This window comes from Paramagnetospirillum magnetotacticum MS-1 (genome assembly GCF_000829825.1).
GTDB classification, from domain to species: Bacteria; Pseudomonadota; Alphaproteobacteria; order Rhodospirillales; family Magnetospirillaceae; genus Phaeospirillum; species Phaeospirillum magnetotacticum.
Genome location: NZ_JXSL01000020.1, coordinates 439,601 through 457,417, shown reverse-complemented (window position 1 = coordinate 457,417; position 17,817 = coordinate 439,601). Strand labels below are relative to the sequence as shown.

General features: G+C 63.5%; 16 protein-coding genes and 1 pseudogene. 13 read left to right on the top strand and 4 right to left on the bottom strand.

Annotation, left to right across the window (positions count from 1 at the left end; translation table 11 throughout):
* From nifX to nifW, 7 genes are all read left to right on the top strand, one after another.
* A complete protein-coding gene (gene nifX, locus CCC_RS04620) occupies nucleotides 1-420 on the top strand; it encodes a nitrogen fixation protein NifX (protein ID WP_009869025.1) in 420 nt (139 codons plus the stop codon).
* Between the two features lie 17 nt (nucleotides 421-437).
* Entirely contained in the window at nucleotides 438-884 is a 447-nt protein-coding gene (locus tag CCC_RS04615; RefSeq protein ID WP_009869024.1) for a NifX-associated nitrogen fixation protein, read from the top strand.
* Between the two features lie 26 nt (nucleotides 885-910).
* Entirely contained in the window at nucleotides 911-1,210 is a 300-nt protein-coding gene (gene fdxB, locus CCC_RS04610; protein ID WP_009869023.1) for a ferredoxin III, nif-specific, read from the top strand.
* 140 nt (nucleotides 1,211-1,350) lie between these two features.
* On the top strand, nucleotides 1,351-1,968 hold the full coding sequence (locus tag CCC_RS04605; RefSeq protein WP_009869022.1) for a nitrogen fixation protein NifQ: 618 nt from the start codon (nucleotides 1,351-1,353) through the stop codon (nucleotides 1,966-1,968).
* A gap of 80 nt (nucleotides 1,969-2,048) precedes the next feature.
* Complete coding sequence (locus tag CCC_RS04600; protein WP_009869021.1) at nucleotides 2,049-2,384, top strand: HesB/IscA family protein; 336 nt, start codon at nucleotides 2,049-2,051, stop codon at nucleotides 2,382-2,384.
* A gap of 10 nt (nucleotides 2,385-2,394) precedes the next feature.
* The gene (gene nifV / locus CCC_RS04595) at nucleotides 2,395-3,552 is read left to right on the top strand and encodes a homocitrate synthase (RefSeq protein ID WP_009869020.1); all 1,158 of its coding nucleotides are present in this window, start codon (nucleotides 2,395-2,397) and stop codon (nucleotides 3,550-3,552) included.
* Nucleotides 3,549-3,857 (top strand): nitrogenase-stabilizing/protective protein NifW, encoded by a 309-nt coding sequence (gene nifW, locus CCC_RS04590; protein WP_009869019.1) that lies wholly within the window; start codon nucleotides 3,549-3,551, stop codon nucleotides 3,855-3,857. Before nifV ends, nifW begins: the two co-directional genes overlap by 4 nt.
* Before the next feature lie 345 nt (nucleotides 3,858-4,202).
* Here nifW and clpB read toward each other — a convergent pair whose 3' ends face one another.
* Entirely contained in the window at nucleotides 4,203-6,794 is a 2,592-nt protein-coding gene (gene clpB, locus CCC_RS04585; protein WP_041039940.1) for an ATP-dependent chaperone ClpB, read from the bottom strand.
* Between the two features lie 464 nt (nucleotides 6,795-7,258).
* Between clpB and CCC_RS04580 the strand changes: the two genes are divergently transcribed.
* Nucleotides 7,259-7,912: a Crp/Fnr family transcriptional regulator gene (locus CCC_RS04580; protein WP_009867513.1), complete on the top strand. Its 654-nt coding sequence runs from the start codon at nucleotides 7,259-7,261 to the stop codon at nucleotides 7,910-7,912.
* A gap of 160 nt (nucleotides 7,913-8,072) precedes the next feature.
* Complete coding sequence (locus CCC_RS04575; RefSeq protein ID WP_009867512.1) at nucleotides 8,073-9,803, top strand: methyl-accepting chemotaxis protein; 1,731 nt, start codon at nucleotides 8,073-8,075, stop codon at nucleotides 9,801-9,803.
* A 32-nt stretch (nucleotides 9,804-9,835) separates the two neighbouring features.
* On the opposite strand, the gene pyk is transcribed toward CCC_RS04575, so the two are convergent.
* Nucleotides 9,836-11,296 carry a pyruvate kinase gene (gene pyk, locus CCC_RS04570; protein WP_041039936.1) on the bottom strand — a complete coding sequence of 487 codons (1,461 nt, stop codon included), beginning with the start codon at nucleotides 11,294-11,296 and terminating at the stop codon, nucleotides 9,836-9,838.
* Nucleotides 11,297-11,488: 192 nt separating this feature from the next.
* Nucleotides 11,489-12,103, bottom strand: a pseudogene (locus CCC_RS04565) (FadR/GntR family transcriptional regulator); the annotation flags it as partial.
* Nucleotides 12,104-12,276: 173 nt separating this feature from the next.
* On the opposite strand from CCC_RS04565, the gene CCC_RS04560 reads away from it, so the two are divergent.
* The 3 genes from CCC_RS04560 to CCC_RS04550 all read left to right on the top strand — a co-directional run bounded on the left by CCC_RS04560 (nucleotide 12,277) and on the right by CCC_RS04550 (nucleotide 16,105).
* Nucleotides 12,277-13,431, top strand: coding sequence for an ABC transporter substrate-binding protein (locus CCC_RS04560; protein ID WP_009866331.1), 1,155 nt, complete (start codon nucleotides 12,277-12,279; stop codon nucleotides 13,429-13,431).
* Nucleotides 13,432-13,494: 63 nt separating this feature from the next.
* On the top strand, nucleotides 13,495-14,997 hold the full coding sequence (locus CCC_RS04555; protein ID WP_041039931.1) for an AMP-binding protein: 1,503 nt from the start codon (nucleotides 13,495-13,497) through the stop codon (nucleotides 14,995-14,997).
* A gap of 157 nt (nucleotides 14,998-15,154) precedes the next feature.
* Nucleotides 15,155-16,105, top strand: coding sequence for an NADP-dependent oxidoreductase (locus CCC_RS04550; RefSeq protein WP_041039929.1), 951 nt, complete (start codon nucleotides 15,155-15,157; stop codon nucleotides 16,103-16,105).
* Nucleotides 16,106-16,108: 3 nt separating this feature from the next.
* On the opposite strand, the gene CCC_RS04545 is transcribed toward CCC_RS04550, so the two are convergent.
* Nucleotides 16,109-16,513, bottom strand: coding sequence for a bacteriohemerythrin (locus CCC_RS04545; RefSeq protein WP_009865709.1), 405 nt, complete (start codon nucleotides 16,511-16,513; stop codon nucleotides 16,109-16,111).
* 157 nt (nucleotides 16,514-16,670) lie between these two features.
* On the opposite strand from CCC_RS04545, the gene CCC_RS04540 reads away from it, so the two are divergent.
* Nucleotides 16,671-17,465 carry an undecaprenyl-diphosphate phosphatase gene (locus CCC_RS04540; RefSeq protein ID WP_041039925.1) on the top strand — a complete coding sequence of 265 codons (795 nt, stop codon included), beginning with the start codon at nucleotides 16,671-16,673 and terminating at the stop codon, nucleotides 17,463-17,465.
* The last annotated feature ends 352 nt before the right edge of the window (nucleotides 17,466-17,817 follow it).

The window sequence follows — 17,817 nt, the reverse complement described above, 5'->3', positions numbered from 1 at the left end:
ATGAGAATCGCCGTCGCCACCCAGGACCGCCAGCGCGTCGACGCCCATTTCGCCAGCGCCAAGACCTTCATGTTCTACGATGTGGGGCCCGAGGGGCACAGCTTCCTGGAAGCGGTGCAGTTCGACAATGTCTCCGCCGAGGACGGCAATCACAAGGAGGACGGCGAGGACCGCCTGGCCGCCAAGATTTCCGCTCTGAAGGGCGCCGCCCTGCTGTTCTGCCGCGCCATCGGCGGCCCGGCGGCGGCCCGCGTGGTCCGCGTCAACGTCCATCCCATCAAGCTGCCCAATGACGAACCCATCGCCGATGTGATCGAGCGGGTCCGCGTCATGCTCAAGGGCAATCCGCCGCCCTGGCTGCGAAAGGCCATGCGCGACGGCGAGGCCGGAGACGAGCGCTTCGTCGACGACGAAGATTAACCAATAGGAGTCCCGTCATGACCGCCACCGCCACCCAGGACGCCTTCATCAAGAGCCTTTGCATGTTCATCCGCGCCCAGGACCAGTCCGGCGCCTGGGAGTCCATGTCCGACGAAGAGGTTCTTGCCCCCTATATCCTCACCAAGGAACAGCGCCGCGAAATCCCGCTGTTCGGCGATCCCGATCCCGACATCCTGTGGCGGGTGGAGCAGTACTTCAACGCCATCGCCATGGCCATCGAGAACAAGACCGGCCGCGCCATCGCCCCGATCATGAAGATCCACCACGAAGGCTGGGGCCGCATGATCCTGACCGCCGGAAAGCTGGTGGCGGTCAATTCCTATATGCGCGAGTTGCACCGCTTCGGCTTCGACTCCGTCGAGGCCATGAGCGCCAAGGCCCAGAAGATCATCGATGAGGGCATCGCCACCATCGAGAAATACCCCGACGTCGCCGCCGCCTAACCCAAACCCGAGAGAGGGAGAGTTCCATGTCGTTTCGCCAATTCACCACCCGCGACGGGTCTGCCTGGATTCCCAAATACCTGACCAAGATCAGCGCCGAGCTGTGCATCGGCTGTGGCCGCTGCTTCAAGGTCTGCACCCACTCCGTCATGAAGCTGATGGGCGTCAGCGAGGAAGGCGAGTACATCGATCCGGAGGAGGATGACGACGGCGATATCGAAAAGACCGTCATGTCCATCGCCAACGAGGGCAACTGCATCGGCTGTGGCGCCTGTTTCGCCGTCTGCGGCACCAAGGCCCAGACCCACGAGCCGGTCCCGGCGTAAACGAGAGTGTCATCCCGAGCCCTGGCGAGGGATCTCCTCCTGGACCATCGGTTCCGATTCGGACAGAGCGCTCCAGGATGAGGTCCCTCCTCCCGAAGGTCGTCGGGATGACAACTTCCTACCCCAGAAGGACAAAAGCCATGGCCAAGGAGATCTATGCGCGTTTGATGTCCGGCCACGGTGGAGGCGATCCTTTCGACCGCCACCTGTTCGCCTGCGCCATCGCCCTGGTCCTATCGACGTCGGGCGAAAGCCTGACCTCGGGACTTGGCCTTTCCGAGGAAAGTCTGGCGGCGCTGGTGGGACGCAGCTTCCCCCATGCGCCGGGCCTGCTATCCGGTCTGTCGCTTTATGGCCATGGTGACGAACCCCTGACCATCGAGGAGCCCGATCTGCGGGCCTTGCTGTTGGAACACCGGACGCGCGGCCTGATCGAGGAGGAATGGCTGGCCCATGTGGTGGCGCGCCGCTGCCTGGGGGCCAATCATCTGTGGCAGGATCTGGGCCTGACCAGCCGCGCCGACCTGTCGGGTCTGATGCGCCGCCACTTCCTCGGCCTGGCGGAACTCAACAGCCACGACATGAAGTGGAAGAAGTTCTTCTACCGCGAACTGTGCCAGCGCGAGGGCGTCATGATCTGCAAGTCGCCCAATTGCGAGGTCTGCACCGACTACGCCCATTGCTTCGGCGCCGAGGACGGCGTGTCCCTGCTTGTCGCAAAACCGACATTGTCGGATTCCGCTCCGGCAACTTTCTAGTTTTTTCAAAGCACTAGCACTTGGCACCCTTCTTGCTGATCTCTCATCAGGACATTGGATCCGGCAAGGAGGATAAAGTCATGATGAACCTGACCGACAAGGCCATCGACGTCATCCGCGAGGTCTGCAACGGCGAGTACCAGGGTCTTCGGATCATGGTCAACAAGGGCTGTTCCGGCTTTTCCTACAATATGGGTCTGGAAGAGAACGCCGCCGAGGATGATCAGGTCCTGGAGTTCTCCGACGTCAAGGTCTTCATCGATCCCGGTTCGGCTCTTTGGCTGACGGGCGCCACCATGGATTACGTGGATAATTCCTCCATGGGCTCGGGCTTCGTGTTCGACAATCCCAATCAGCCCCCCGCGCCCACCACCAGCGGCGGCGGCTGTTCCTGCTCCATGAAGTCCTGCGGCTAGGAGACCGGACATGCCCGCCCCGGTGGTCATGCCCCCTCTCGTCGTCATGAACGACACCACGTTGCGGGACGGCGAGCAGACCGCCGGAGTCGCCTTCCGTCTCGACGAGAAGCTCGACATCGCCCGGGCGCTCGATATCGCCGGGGTGCCGGAGATCGAGGTGGGTATTCCCGCCATGGGGCCTGAGGAACAGGCCGCCATCCGCAAGGTGGCCTCCCTCGGCCTCAAGGCCCGGCTGATCTCCTGGTGCCGCATGATGGACGAGGATCTGGAGGCCGCAGCCCTGTGCGACGTCTCCACAATCAATCTGTCCATCCCGGTCTCCGACCTGCAGCTTGCCGCCAAGATGGGCCGCGACCGCGCCTGGGCCCTGGATCATATCCGCGTCATGGTGGCAAAGGCCTGCGCCATGGGCTTCGAGGTCCTGGTGGGCGGCGAAGACAGTTCGCGCGCCGATCCGGCCTTCCTGGCCGAAGTGGTACGGGCCTGCGAGGCGACAGGCGCCCAGCGTTTCCGTTTCGCCGACACGCTGGGGATCATGGACCCCTTCGCCGTGCATGACGCCTTTAAGGCCCTGCGCGCCGCCACAAGCATGGAACTGGAAATCCACGCCCATGACGACCTGGGGCTGGCCACCGCCAATTCCCTGGCCGCCGTCCGGGGCGGCGCAACCCATGTCAGCACCACGGTCAACGGACTGGGCGAGCGGGCCGGAAACGCCCCGCTGGAAGAGGTCGTCGTCGCGCTGGGCCATCTCTACGGCCGCGAGACCGGTATCGACAAGCGCCAGTTGGGCCGGGTGTCCAAGCTGGTGGCCGAGGCCTCGGGCCGCCCGGTGCCGGTGGATAAGAGCATCGTGGGCGAGAACATCTTCACCCATGAATCCGGCATCCATGTCAGCGGCCTGCTGCGCGATCCGCGCACCTATCAGGCGCTGGACCCCGCCGAATTGGGCCGGGGCCACCGCCTGGTGCTGGGCAAGCATTCGGGCCTCACCTCGGTGCTGCATGCCTGCCGCGAAATCGGCCTGGAAGTGGATGCCCCGGTCGCCCGCGCCATGCTGGCCCAGGTGCGCCGCCACGCCTCAGCCACCAAGACCATTCCTACCGCCGATGACCTGCGTCGTTTCGCGGGAACCGCCACCGCCATCACCGGAGTCCCGTCATGATCCTCGATACCCTCGCCACCCTGTCCGCCGCCGAGCAGTTCTTCGAGACCCTTGGCGTTCACTTCGAACAATCCGTGCTCAATGTCAGCCGGCTGCACATCCTCAAGCGCTTCCGCGAAGTGCTGCGCAGCACCAATATCGAGGGCCTGGCCGAATACGAGGTGGAAGCGGTGTGTCGCGCCGCCCTGATCGAAGCCTATGAGGATTTCGCCGAGGGCCGCGGCACCAAGACCTTCAAGGTCTTCAAGGACGCCCATCCGGGCTTCGTGGGCTTAAGCGAAATCCGCCCCATGGCGGCCCGCTAGGCTTCGTCCGCCGACGGGACCTTCATGTCATCCTGAGCGAAGCGAAGGATCTCCGTCTGCTCCGACGATGCCAATTCTGAAACGTCGAGCTAGGATGAGATCCCTCGCATTCGCTCGGGATGACACCTCTGACCTGATCGAATACGCTTCCCCCCAAAACGGAGACCGGGCCGCCGCTTGCGCGACGGCCCGATCAGACCGGTACTCCCCGGGGGGGATGGGGGGGAAGAGGAGCACCGGAAAACCCAGAGGACGGGCTTCTAGCACAATTCTGAAAAGCTGCGCCAGAAAATCAGATACAGCATACCGGAATGGCAGCTATGTCCCTCTATACAAGTCGGATATTCACACCTCGTTGCCTGTAAATCTTCCGTTCATGAGCAGACCACCTTCGCCCGCCGTCACGCTCACGCTGTCTCCATCCTTGACCAAACCTTCGAGAATCAGCCCGGCCAGGGGATTTTGCAGGGCACGCTGAATCACCCGCTTCAGGGGGCGGGCGCCATAGGCGGGGTCGTAGCCCTTCTCCGCCAGCCATTCCATGGCGCCCCCGTCCAGGGAGAGTTCGATCTTGCGATCGGCCAGCAAGGCCCTGAGGCGCTTGAGCTGGATATCGACGATCCCGGCCATATCGCCACGTCCCAAACGGTGGAACAGCAAAATCTCGTCCAGACGATTGAGGAATTCGGGGCGGAAGGAGGCGCGCACCACCTCCATGACCTCGGCGCGGACTTCGCCTGAATCGTGTCCCTCCTCCTGATTGGCCAGAATCTCCGAGCCCAGATTGGAGGTCAGCACGATCAAGGTGTTGCGGAAATCCACGGTACGGCCCTGGCCATCGGTCAGGCGGCCGTCGTCGAGAACCTGGAGCAGAACGTTGAAGACATCCGGGTGGGCCTTTTCCACCTCGTCGAACAGAATCACCTGATAGGGGCGGCGCCGCACCGCCTCGGTTAACGCACCGCCTTCCTCATAGCCCACATAGCCCGGCGGCGCGCCGATCAGGCGAGCCACCGAGTGCTTTTCCATATACTCGCTCATATCCATGCGGACCATGGCGGTCTCGTCATCGAACATGAACTCGGCCAGGGCCTTGGTCAGCTCGGTCTTGCCCACCCCGGTGGGACCGAGGAACAGGAAAGAGCCGATGGGCCGGTTGGGGTCTTGCAGCCCGGCGCGGGCCCGGCGCACCGCATTGGAGACCGCCACCAGAGCCTCGGACTGCCCCACCACGCGGGTCTTGAGCCGAGATTCCATGCCCAGCAGCTTGTCGCGCTCGCCCTGGAGCATTTTTTCCACCGGAATGCCGGTCCAGCGCGACACCACCGAGGCGATATGCTCCTCTGTCACCGATTCGGTGAGCATGCGTTGGCCCGTGCCGTCGCCGCCTTCGATGCGCTTTTCCAGTTCGGGAATGACGCCGAATTTCAGTTCACCGGCCCGGCCCCAATTGGCGGCGCGCTCGGCATTGGCCAATTCGATGCGGGCCTCTTCCAGCTGTTCCTTGACCTTGGTGGAATCGGCCAGCTGGCTCTTTTCGGCGCGCCAGCGCTCGGACATGTCAAAGGATTCCCGCTCGAGCTGGGTCAGTTCCACTTCGATCTTGCCCAGCCGGTCCCTCGACCCGGCATCGCTTTCCTTCTTGAGTGCTTCCCGCTCGATCTTCAGTTGGACGATGCGGCGGTCCAACTCGTCCAGGGCCTCGGGCTTGGAATCGATCTGCATGCGCAACCGGGACGCCGCCTCATCCACCAGATCGATGGCCTTGTCGGGCAGGAAGCGGTCGGTGATGTAGCGGTTGGACAGGGTCGCCGCCGAGACTAGGGCGCCGTCGGCGATGCGCACACCGTGGTGCAGCTCGTACTTCTCCTTCAGGCCGCGCAGGATGGAAACGGTGTCCTCCACCCCCGGTTCGGTGACGAAGACCGGCTGGAAGCGCCGCGCCAGGGCGGCGTCCTTTTCCACATGCTTGCGGTATTCGTTGAGCGTGGTGGCGCCGATGCAGTGCAATTCGCCCCGCGCCAAAGCGGGCTTTAAGAGGTTGGAGGCATCCATGGAGCCCTCGGCGGCCCCGGCCCCGATCAGGGTGTGCATCTCGTCGATGAACAAGACGACTTCGCCATTGGCCGCCGTCACTTCGGTCAGCACCGCCTTCAGGCGTTCCTCGAACTCGCCTCGGAACTTGGCGCCCGCCACCAGGGCGCCGAGATCCAAGACCATCAGGCGCTTGTTCTTCAGGGTCTCGGGCACGTCGCCATTGATGATGCGGCTGGCCAATCCTTCCACGATGGCGGTCTTGCCCACGCCGGGCTCGCCGATCAGGACGGGATTGTTCTTGGTGCGGCGCGAAAGCACCTGGATGGTGCGACGAATCTCTTCGTCGCGGCCGATGACCGGGTCAAGCTTGCCGTCGCGGGCCGCCTGGGTCAGGTCGCGGGCGTATTTCTTCAAGGCGTCGTAGCTGTCCTCGGCGGAAGCTGAATTGGCCTTGCGGCCCTTGCGCACATCCTCGATGGCCGCGTTGAGCCCCTGGGGCGTCACGCCCGCCTCCGCCAAAGCCTTGGCCGAGGGCGTGCCGGTGGCCAGGGTCAGCGCCAGCAAAAGGCGCTCTGCGGTGACAAAGGAATCCCCGGCTTTGTCGGCCAGTTGCACCGCCTGATCCAGCAAGCGGGCCAGTTCGGGGCTGAGATGGACGCCGCCGGCGCCGGGGCCTTCCACCTTTGGAAGCTTGTCGAGCAGGGTCTCGACCGCCTTGAGCGCCCGGATAGGATCGCCACCGGCGGCACGGATCAGATTGGCGGCCAGACCTTCCTTATCGGCCAGAAGTACCTGGGCCAGATGCTCGGGCGTCAGACGCTGATGTCCGCTGCGCAGAGCCAGGGTCTGGGCGTTTTGAATGAATCCTTTGCAGCGTTCCGTAAATTTCTCGAAATCCATCTTTGCCCTCATCCTTTGAGCGGCGGCCCGGTCATCCCTTAACAGGCAACGACCTCGGCGGTCCATTTGCTTCGATTGATATGGAGCGATTCAGCAAGGCCGCAAGCCGGATTCAGGAAAAGTCATATGGAAAATATGGTTGAAGCGCCAAACCATCCGACCCACAGTTCTAAAGGCTGTTTTTGATTGGCAAAAAGAAGAAAAAAGACAACCACAGACAAAGTCTGTATAGTTTTCAAATCGCTCACTCTGCAAACAAATTCACCTCATTATGGTAGCTGCCTAGTTTTTCAGCGCAATACATGTTTTTGAGTATTTAATGCCAAGGTATATATTTAACAATTAGACAGAAGCTCACATTTGCGATTGGGATGACCCTTCCACCCGAATGGGGAATGAGCCGTATGGGAGAATTTAAGGCGTGTTGCGGATGCAATGCATGGATCTCTCCCCGGCGAGACCCCATGCGCGAGGTCTTAGGCCACCGCTGCCCGTTTCCCACCCTGGCCACCAAGATCGCGGTGAACAAGGGCCGCCATCTCTATCACCAGGGAGATCTGGTGGAGGGAGCCTATAGCCTGGCCACCGGCCTTGTGGCGCTGGAACGGGTGGATGAGAACGGCGAACTGGTGATCCTCAAGATCCTCCATCGCGGCGCCTTTTTTCCCTGCGCCGATCTTCTGGGCAGCGGTACCCACGAAAGCGCCGGGCGCGCCCTTACCGATGTCACGGGCTGTTTCGTGCCCGCCGAACGCCTCAATGCCGCCCTGCATGAAGACCCCTCCATGGGACTGGCCCTGCTCAAGCTCAGCTCGGCGGAAATCCGCGAGAACGAGGACGCCATCTTCCGACTGTGCAGCACAGATCTGCCCGACCGGGTGCTGTCCACCCTCAACAGCCTGGCCAATGAATCCGGGGAGCGGGCCTCCAATGGCGATTTGTCGCTGACCCTGCCCATTTCCTGGCGCGATCTCGCCGCCATGGTGGGAACCGGGCCGGAGGTCATCTCCCGCCTGCTGCGCCGTTTGGCTGGGTCCGGCCGTCTTTCCTTCCGCGGCCGCCACGTCACCCTTCACGCTGCCAATTCCCGCCAGGGCACGCCCCCGTCCTATTCCTGAGAGCAATGTTCTCGGACAGGACGTGGTAATGGGATATTGCAATCACATTCATGCTTGGTTAGTTTATTTTACCAAGCCGCCACACAAGGTCGTGTAATCACACCAAGGCGGCATTTCGCATGATGGAGCCCCCCATGCGCCCGACTCGGCTTGCGTTACCATGAGCATCGAATTCGACACCCGCTTCGGCCAGGAATTGTGCGAGGTCTTCTCGGCCGAGCTTGGCCTGGTCTGCAGCTTCATGGGCGAAGAGGGCCGCATTGTCGCCTCTGGCATGCCCGAGCGCATCGGCACCACCCACGCCATCGCCGCGCGTATCATGCGGGGCGAGATGGATGAATACGGGGTCACCAAGGAAGAGGCCGCCAAATCTTCGGGCATGCGTGAAGGCGTCAATATGGGCGTCGATTTCGAAGGCCAGCGGCTGATCAATTTCGGTATCGCCGGTCCCTTGGAGACGGTGCGTCCCCTGGCCCGCATCGTGCGCTTTTGCGTCACCTCCCTGCTGCGCATCCGCCAGGAAGAGACCCATATCGTCGCCGCCTTTGCCCGCGAAACCGGCGGGCTTGGCAAGCAGATGATCGAGATTGCCGAGGATATCGACGAGGTCGCCACCAAGGTCGCCGACCAGCATACCTTGCTGACCGAGCTTCAGCACGGCATCCGCGAGTTGTCGCAGGCCAATGAGCGCATCGCCGCCGCCATGGAGGAAACCCTGGCGGGCGCCACTGCCGCCTCGTCCGAGGCCGAGACCTCGCAGCAGCGGGTGCGAAGCTCGCTCGGCGATATCGACGAGATGGCGCGCATGGTCACCGACGGGCGCGGCCTGCTGCTCGACCTGCAAAACGCCATGGGCAATGTGGTGGGCGTGGCCCAGGGAATCGGCCATATCGCGCGCCAGACCAATCTGCTGGCCTTGAACGCCACCATCGAGGCCGCCCGCGCCGGCGAACACGGCAAGGGCTTCGCCGTGGTGGCGGGCGAGGTCAAGGAACTGTCGCGCCGCGCCGGTTCGGCCAGCCTCGAGATCCGCCAGACCCTGGAAGGCCTGACCGGCACCGCGGGAAAGCTGGTGGAACAAGGCGACCACAGCGCCACCAAGGCCAGCGGCCTCACCGCCGAGACCGGCGCCATCGCTGATGCCATGGATCATATCCGCGCCTCCCTTTCGGAAATGGTCGGGCGGGTGACCAATGTGGCGGGCGATGCCACATCCATCCATGACCGCTCGTCGGATCTGTCCACCGAGATCGATCAGGCGGCGTCCGGCCTGGTGGAGTTCAGGACCCGCCTGGACGCAGCCCGTCTCCGCCTTCAGGAACTGCTCAGCGCGGGCGAGCGGCTGGTGGTGCTGACCGCCGAAGCCGGAATTGAGACGCCGGAAACTCCCTTCGTCGCCCTGGCGCGCGAGAAGGCCCGCGAAATCGGCTTCCTGTTCGAGGGGGAGCTGGCCAAGGGCGCCCTGTCAGCCGAAGACCTGTTCGACGAGTCCTATCTGCCCATGGCCGGAACCAATCCGCCCCAGTTCACCGCCCGCTTCACGGCCATGACCGACCGGGTGCTGCCCGCCATCCAGGAGGCGGCGAAATCGGCGAATGAACGTGTCGTGTTCTGTGCCGCCGTGGACCGCAACGGCTATCTGCCCACCCACAACTCCGAATTCTCCAAACCGCAAGGCAGCGATCCGGCCTGGAACGCCGCCCATTGCCGCAACCGCCGCAAATTCGACGACGAGGTGGGTCTGAAGGCGGCGCGCAACACCAATCCCTTCGTGGTGCAAAGCTATCGCCGCGACATGGGGGGCGGCCGCAAGGCCCTGATGCTCGACGTTTCCGCGCCGATCATGGTGAACGGGCGCCACTGGGGGGCATTGCGGCTGGGCTATGTGTAGTGCAATGCGGGCGAGACGCCCGCAAAAGACCGCTAATCCGATTCGTGCTTGTGGTGGTGACCGGAATCTTCCACCTCGGCGACACGCAAGATGTTGGTGGTTCCCGAATGGCCAAAGGGAACACCGGCGGTGATCACCACCCGGTCCCCCACCCGCGCGAAACCTTCGCCCTGGGCGAAGTGAACCGCCTTGGTCACCATTTCGGTAAAGCTGCGCACATCCTTGGCCATGATGGAATGGGCCCCCCAGACCAGGGCCATCTGCCGGGCCACCTCGATATCGGCCGTCACGGAAAGGATGGGCTGTTCGGGCCGCTCGCGGGCGGCGCGCAGCGTGGTGGAGCCCGATGAGGTATAGGTGACGATGGCCGCCGCCCCCAGGGTATGAGCCACCTGACGGGCCGCCGCGCTGATGGCGTCGCGGGTGGTGTGTTCGGGATCGAGGCGCGATGCGTCGGTAATCAGCAGGTAGTTCTTGTCGTGCTCCACCTGCTGGATGATGCGGTCCATCATGGTGACCGCCTCCATAGGATACTCGCCCGAGGCGGTCTCGGCCGACAGCATGACGGCGTCGGAACCGTCATAGACCGCGGTGGCCACGTCCGAAGCCTCGGCACGGGTCGGAGACGGCGAGTGAACCATGGAATCCAGCATCTGGGTGGCGACCACCACCGGCTTGCCCGCCCGGCGACAGGCCTTGATGATGCGCTTTTGCAAGATCGGCACGGTTTCGGGCGGGCATTCCACGCCCAGATCGCCGCGCGCCACCATCACCGCGTCGGACCATTCGATGATGGACGCCAGATGTTCGATGGCCGAGGGCTTTTCCAGCTTGGACAGGATGCGTACCCGCGAGCCCACATAGGCGGCGATCAGCTTCCTGGCTTCTTGCACATCCGATGGCCGCTGCACGAAGGACAGCGCGATCCAGTCGGCGCCCATCTCCACGGCGAATTCCAGATCCCGGCGGTCCTTCTCGGTGAGCGGTGAGATGGGCAGCATCACATTGGGGACGTTGACCCCCTTGTGGTTGGAAATCTCGCCGCCGACCACGACGCGGGTCTCGGCGAAATCAGGGCCGCAGGATTCCACGGCCAGACGCAGCTTGCCGTCATCGATGAGCAATTCGCTGCCGGGCTTTAGGGCCGCGAAGACTTCGGGATGATGGAGCGGCGCACGCAAGGCCGTTCCCAGGGCGTCATCCATGTCCAGGCGGAAGACGGCTCCGGCTTCCAGCCGGGCGCGGCCATCCACAAAATCACCAACGCGGAGCTTTGGCCCCTGCAGATCGGCAAGAATGGCGATGGGCCGCTTCACCTTCTTTTCCAGCTCGCGGATGGTGAAGATGCGGGTCTTGTGATCGTCGTGGCTGCCGTGACTGAAATTCAGCCGAAAGACGTCGGCACCGGCCAGGAACAGATTCTCGATGGCTTCGGGCGTGGAAGACGCCGGACCGAGAGTGGCGATGATCTTCGCTTTGCGTGCGCGTCGCATGTGATAACCCCTTGGTACTTCCCGGCCTCAAGCATAGCAGAGGAGCCACGGGCGGCAACCTCGCCCATGGTTCAAAGTCGTGACGGATTGCCGTAATTACAATTGCTGGCTGGAATAGCGCTCCAGAACGAATTCCAGATGGGTGCGCATGGCCGCCTCGGCCTTCACGGGGTCCTTGGCCTTGATCGCCTCGAAGACTGCCCGGTGTTGGCTCAAAATGACCTGATCATCCTGGCGCGAGGGAAACAGCTCGTAGCGGTGATAATCGACCATCTGGTGAAGAATGCCGCGAATCACCGCCATGATATGAAGATAGATTCCCGATCCCGCCGCCTTGGCGATGGCCAGATGAAAGCAAACATCGTTCTCGCTCTTATGCGCGCCACCGGCCATATCGGCCTCGGTGGCGTCCAGAATGCGGGCCAGTTCGGCCAGATCGGCATCACTGCGGTTGCGCGCCGCGCGCCCCACCGCCCAGGTTTCCAGATTGGCCCGGATCTCCGCCAGATCGTGCAGATTGTCGCGGCTGACGCGGACCAGTTCCAAGATGCCGGGATCCATGGCCGCCGAACTGGCGATCACCCGCGTTCCGCCGCCCTGAACGGCGTCGAGCAGACCCTGGGTCTTCAAAGATTGCAGCGCCGCCCGTATGGAAACGCGGCTGACCCCCATATCCTCGGCCAATTGCCGCTCGCCCGGCAGGCGATGGCCCGGCCCCCATTCCCCCGACGCGATGCGGGCGAGAATCCGGTCGGTGACCTGATCGGATATGCGTGTACCGTTTCCCGACTTGGGCTTGGAGTTCATGATCCACGCCCCCCATTTCTTTGATATGCTCCTGATGGTGCGCCCAGCATAAGACGGCGTCAAGCCGTGGTGGCGCAGTTTTCGGACTTCGCTTTCCGGCAATTCGGTACTACAATACCGACAAAATAAGAAGTGATAAGCCTGGTTGAATCATACGAAGTGGGAGGAACTTCATGAATTGGAAGCATACGGCCGGGGCTGCCCTGGCGGTGATGACCGGTGTTTGCGCGGCGACCGCGGCCATGGCCGCCGACCCCATCAAGATCGGCATGTTCTTGTCGGTCACCGGACAGATGTCGCCCATGGGCGACCCCCAGAAGCGCACCTTCGACTACATGATCGAGAAGATCAACGCCCAGGGCGGCGTCCTGGGCCGCAAGGTGGAAGCCATCATCTATGACGACGGGTCCGAGCCGGAAAAGGCAGCCACCTTCGTCAAGCGCCTGATCGACAACGACAAGGTCGACATCATCATCGGCGGGTCGGGTACGCCCACCTCCATGGCGGTCCTCGGCCTGATCGAACGCGCCGAGATCCCCTATCTATCGCTGGGCGGCGGCACCGCCATCGGCGACCCGGTGCGCAAGTGGACCTTCAAGTTCCCGCAGTCGGACCGTCTGGCCGCCGAGAAGGTGCTGGTCGATTTGAAGAAGCGCGGCCTGACCAAGATCGCCCTTCTGTCCGAGAATGTCGGCTTCGGCAAGTCCGGCCATGACCAGACCGTCAAGCTGGCCCCCCAGCACGGCATCGAAATCCTGATCGACGAGGTCTACTCGCCCAAGGATCCCGACGTCACGCCGCAGCTGACCAAGATCCGCGGCACGGCGGGCGTGCAGGCCCTGTTCATCTTCGGCACCGGCACCGGCCCGGCCGTGGTGACCAAGAATCTGCGCCAGATGGGCCTGACCCTGCCCACCTACCAGTCCCATGGCGTGGCTTCCAAGGAGTTCCTGCGTCTGGTCGGCACCTCCGCCGACGGCATGCGCCTGCCAGCGGGTGCCCAGGCGGTGGCCGAGCAGTTGCCTGCCAACGACCCCCAGAAGGCCGTGACCATGGCGTTCAAGAAGGAATACGAGGAAAAGAACAAGCCGCTGGAAGCCGGTCCCCTGCCTGGTCACGGACTGGACGCCCTGATGATGGCCGTGGACGCTTTCAAGCGGGCCGGAACCACCGACAAGGCCAAGGTCCGCGACACCATCGAGCAGACCAAGGGCTTCGTCGCCACCACCGGCATCTTCACCTACTCGCCCACCGACCACATGGGCCTGGGACTCGACGCCTTCCATATGGTCGATATCAAGAACGGCGATTGGGTCATCGCCGACTGATCCTTTGATTGAAACAGGCGGGCTGCCTTTTGCTGGCGGCCCGCCACCTTCAGGACAAGACCCATGAATGCAGCCGATGAGATTCTCGGCCCCAGCCTCGGCGCGGGTCGCGGGGAGAACCTTGCCATCATCTGCGGCGAGCAGACCCTGACCTATGACCAGTTGAACCGTTTGGCCTGCCGCTTCGGCAATGCCATGCTGGCCGCGGGCGTCACGCGCCAGCAGCCGGTCCTGCTGCTGCTCGATGATGGGCCGGAACTGGTGGCCGCTTATCTGGGCGCCATGAAGGCTGGATTGGTGGCGGTGGCGCTGAATACCCGCCTGGCGGCCAAGGACCTGTCCCACGCCCTGGGCGACAGCGGCGCGCCGCTGCTGTTGGCCGAAAGCGCCCTGGCCGAACTGGCCGCCGAATCCCTGGCCCAGGCCCATGCCTCGGCCCGCATGGTCACCACCGGGGAGTTCGATGCCTTCCTGGAAGGTGCCTCCGACCAACTGGCCTCGGCGGATATGGCGCCCGAAGACATGGCGCTGTGGATGTACACATCGGGCACCACCGGCCAGCCGAAGGGCGCCGTGCATGTCCATGGCTCGATCCCCCTGGGCGAGCGCCATGTGCGCGAAAATCTCGGCCTCGAACCCGGCGACCGCATCTTTTCCACCTCCAAGCTGTTCTTCGCCTATCCCCTGGGCCATTGCCTGATCGGGGCGTTGCGCTGCGGCGGCACCTTGGTGCTCCATCGCGGCTGGCCCGATGCGGCCGCCGCCGCCGAGGTCATTGCCCGCACGAGCCCCAAGGTGGTTCTCTCTGTCCCTTCGCTTTATCGCATCATGCTGAAGGACGGCGTGGCCTCGTCTACCGCCTTCCGGGGCGTGCGCACCTGGGTCTCGGCGGGCGAGAATCTTCCTGCCGATCTGTGTCGCCGCTGGATGGAGGAAACCGGCGGGCTGATGCTCGAAGGCATCGGCGCCACCGAGGCGCTGTTCCTGTTCATCGCCAGCACACCACAGGCCATGAAGCCCGGCGCCTGCGGCCGTCCGCTGCCCTGGGCCGAGGCGCAATTGCGCACCCCTTCGGGCGAGATCATCACCACCCCCGACACGACCGGGGATCTGTGGGTGCGCATGGACTCCCTGTTCCGCCGGTACCACAACCGCCCCGACGTCACCCAGCGGGTGCTGCGGGACGGCTGGTGGAAGACCGGCGACGTGTTCAGCTTCGATACCGAAGGCTGGTGGAGCCCCCAAGGGCGCTCCGACGACATGATCAAGGTCTCGGGCCAATGGGTCAGCCCGTCGGAGGTGGAAGAAGCCGCCCTGTTGGTTCCTGGCGTGGCCGATGCCGTGGCGGTGGGCATTCCCAACGAGGACGGGCTGGTCCGCCTGGTGCTTTACGCTGTCGCCGAGCCGGGCGAGCACGAGCCCATCTTGGAAACCCGCATCGTCGAGACCCTGCGCTCCAAGCTGGCCATCTACAAATGCCCGCGCAATGTCCGCTTCCTGGAATCCATCCCCCGCACCGCCACCGGCAAGGTGCAGAGGTTCAAGCTGCGCGAGGCGGGCGCCTGAGGCCATACGGGGCTCCCGCCCGGTTTCCTCGGCACGATGGGGCCCTGGTTGGAGGCGATGCCTCCAAACCTCCCTTTGATTTATGAATAGAAATGGGGTCCGGGGCGTTGGCCCCGGATGGGTTCGGGCGATAGCCCGATCTATCGGAGTTGCCACCATGAAAGCCATCCTCTGCGACCAACTCGGCGGCCTGGACGTCATGCGGCTTGCCGAGATCCCCATCCCCTCGCCCGGCCCCGGCGAGGTCCTGATCCGCGTCCATGCCGCTGGCGTCAATCCGGTGGACTGGAAGATCATGGAGGGCGGGCTGGCGCGGCTGTTTCCCTGCAAGTTTCCGCTGATTCCCGGCTGGGACGCCGCCGGTACCGTCGCGGCCCTGGGCGATGGCGTGACCAGCCTGTCGCTGGGCGAGCGAGTCTGGTCGTTCTGCCGCAAGCCCGACATCCAATGGGGCACTTACGCCGAATATGTGGTGATGAGCGCCGATGGCGTCGCCCCCATGCCCGCCAATCTCACCTTTGCCCAGGCCTCGACCTTTCCCCTGGCGGCGCTCACCGCCTGGCAGTCTCTATTGGAGGTGGCGCAATTGCGGGCGGGCCAAAGGGTCTTGATCCATGCCGGAGCAGGCGGCGTGGGGGGCTTTGCCGTCCCCCTCGCCAAATGGGCTGGCGCCACCGTGATCGCCACCGCCAAGGCCGGGAACCATGATTACGTCCGCGACCTCGGCGCCGACCACGTCATCGACTACGCGACCGATGATTTCACCGCCGCCACCCGCGCCCTGGCGCCCGAAGGCGTGGACATGGCCTTCGGCACGGTGGGCGGCGAGGTCCTGGCCCGCTCGTACGAGACCGTGCGTCCTGGCGGCATCCTGGTCTCCATCACCGACAAGACCGACAAGGATCGGGCCGAAGGTCTGGGCATCCGCTGCAAATACGTCTTCGTCAAACCCGATGCCGGGCATCTGCGCCGCCTGTCCGCTCTGACCGAACAGGGCGTCCTGCGGGTGCCGGAAATCGTGGAAATGCCGCTGGCCCGAGCGGCCGAGGCGCTGGCACTGTCTCGCACCGGCCATGTGCGCGGCAAGATCGTGCTGAATGTGGGCTAAACCCTACTCGCCCTTGAAATAGCTGCGGTACTGCATGTCCTCGCCCAGGATATGCTCCAGCAGCCAGGCCTTGAGAAAGGCGGTCATCTCGGTGGTCAGGGCGTCGGGGGTCTCCCCGGCCAGATGGCGGTCGCGGAAGGCGATGACCGAGTCCTTGAGGCGGACGTGATCCTGTTCCTGCTTTTCCAGGCGGGGATAGTTGCGCGATTTCAGCGCCATTTCCTCGGCGGCGAAATGGGTATCGGCATAGGCCAGAAGCTCGTCGAACAGCCAGCCCAATTCGGCGATGTCTTCGCCTCCGTGCCAAGCGTCGTAAAGACGGTTGAGCAAGGAAATGAGCTTTTGATGATCGGCATCCATGCGGGCCGAACCGACACTGAAGGACGGATCCCATTCGATCAGAGACATCGTTTGCGCCCTATTCAAACCATCACGGCCGGCAGCCTCAGTCTTAGGTCAAGTCGCGCTCCGCAGCAAGCCTCAAGGGATAGTGATCTTTACGGGTTGCGAAAAGCCTCGTCGCCCACCATGATCCGCCCCCAAAGCAACCCCGGATGGATCAGTCATGCTAGCCATGCTCGAAGCCCTTTTCCTCGGCATCGTCGAGGGTCTTACCGAATTCCTGCCCATTTCCAGCACCGCCCACCTCATGCTGATCGGCGACATGCTGGGATTCGAGGGACCACCCGGCAAGACTTTCGAGATCGTCGTCCAATTGGGCGCCATTCTGGCGGTCTGCGTGGTGTTCTGGCCCCGACTGTGGGGGGTGGTCACCACCATCACCCAACCGCGCTCCTTCGCCTTCGCCCGCAATGTGATGATCGCCTTTCTGCCCGCGGCGGTCATCGGCGCCACCTTATACAAATATATCAAGCAAATGCTGGAATCGCCGCTGATCGCCGCCATCGCCCTGGTGGTGGGCGGAATCGCCATTCTGATCATCGAACGGCTGATCAATCGGGCCCGCATCCACGATATCGAAGACATGTCGCCCGCCTTGGCCCTGGGCGTCGGCTTCTGCCAGGTTCTGGCCATGGTGCCAGGCGTGTCGCGCGCGGGCGCCACCATCATGGGCTCCATGTTGCTGGGCCTCGACCGCCGGGCCGCCGCCGAATTCTCCTTCTTCCTGGCCATTCCCACCATGTGCGGCGCATCGGCCTATTCCCTTTACAAGAACTGGTCCACCCTGTCCTTCGACGGCGCTGGCCTGATCGCCCTGGGCTTCGTGGCCGCCTTCGTCTCGGCCCTGGTGGTGGTCAAGGGCTTCATCGGCTTTGTCGGCCGCCACGGTTTCGCGCCCTTCGCCTGGTACCGCATCATTTTCGGTTCGACGATGGTGGTGCTGATCCTGATGCGCTGAAGGGATTGCCCCCCATAAGGGGCCTGTCCCAAACGTGAAGAAGGGCCGTCCGACCGTGTGAGGTTGGGCGGCCCTTTTGGTGTCAATCTCACTCACCTTGTTGGGCTATCGCCCAAACCCATCCGGGGTGAGCCCCGCCCCCCTTGATTTCATGAGGCGTCATCCCGGCCGCAGCGCAGCGCAGAGCCGGGATCCCGGGTTGGTGCACCGCACATGGACCTCGGATCAAGTCCGGGGTGACGGCGGCTATTTTCGGGTTTTTGGTGCACAGAGTAGTTCGGGGCCTCCCCGATCGGGCGTGGGCGAAATCTTACAATGCGTTGCCCAAAGAAAAGGGCCGCCGGAAAACCGG

Coding starts and splice junctions, on each gene's coding strand:
- CCC_RS04550 (WP_041039929.1), top strand. CDS start 15,155: ATGAAAGCCATCCTCTGCGACCAACTCGGCGGCCTGGACGTCATGCGG.
- nifV (WP_009869020.1), top strand. CDS start 2,395: ATGCCCGCCCCGGTGGTCATGCCCCCTCTCGTCGTCATGAACGACACC.
- CCC_RS04555 (WP_041039931.1), top strand. CDS start 13,495: ATGAATGCAGCCGATGAGATTCTCGGCCCCAGCCTCGGCGCGGGTCGC.
- nifX (WP_009869025.1), top strand. CDS start 1: ATGAGAATCGCCGTCGCCACCCAGGACCGCCAGCGCGTCGACGCCCAT.
- pyk (WP_041039936.1), bottom strand. CDS start 11,296: ATGCGACGCGCACGCAAAGCGAAGATCATCGCCACTCTCGGTCCGGCG.
- CCC_RS04580 (WP_009867513.1), top strand. CDS start 7,259: ATGCGCGAGGTCTTAGGCCACCGCTGCCCGTTTCCCACCCTGGCCACC.
- CCC_RS04615 (WP_009869024.1), top strand. CDS start 438: ATGACCGCCACCGCCACCCAGGACGCCTTCATCAAGAGCCTTTGCATG.
- CCC_RS04560 (WP_009866331.1), top strand. CDS start 12,277: ATGAATTGGAAGCATACGGCCGGGGCTGCCCTGGCGGTGATGACCGGT.
- fdxB (WP_009869023.1), top strand. CDS start 911: ATGTCGTTTCGCCAATTCACCACCCGCGACGGGTCTGCCTGGATTCCC.
- clpB (WP_041039940.1), bottom strand. CDS start 6,794: ATGGATTTCGAGAAATTTACGGAACGCTGCAAAGGATTCATTCAAAAC.
- CCC_RS04545 (WP_009865709.1), bottom strand. CDS start 16,513: ATGTCTCTGATCGAATGGGATCCGTCCTTCAGTGTCGGTTCGGCCCGC.
- CCC_RS04605 (WP_009869022.1), top strand. CDS start 1,351: ATGGCCAAGGAGATCTATGCGCGTTTGATGTCCGGCCACGGTGGAGGC.
- CCC_RS04600 (WP_009869021.1), top strand. CDS start 2,049: ATGATGAACCTGACCGACAAGGCCATCGACGTCATCCGCGAGGTCTGC.
- CCC_RS04575 (WP_009867512.1), top strand. CDS start 8,073: ATGAGCATCGAATTCGACACCCGCTTCGGCCAGGAATTGTGCGAGGTC.
- CCC_RS04540 (WP_041039925.1), top strand. CDS start 16,671: ATGCTAGCCATGCTCGAAGCCCTTTTCCTCGGCATCGTCGAGGGTCTT.
- nifW (WP_009869019.1), top strand. CDS start 3,549: ATGATCCTCGATACCCTCGCCACCCTGTCCGCCGCCGAGCAGTTCTTC.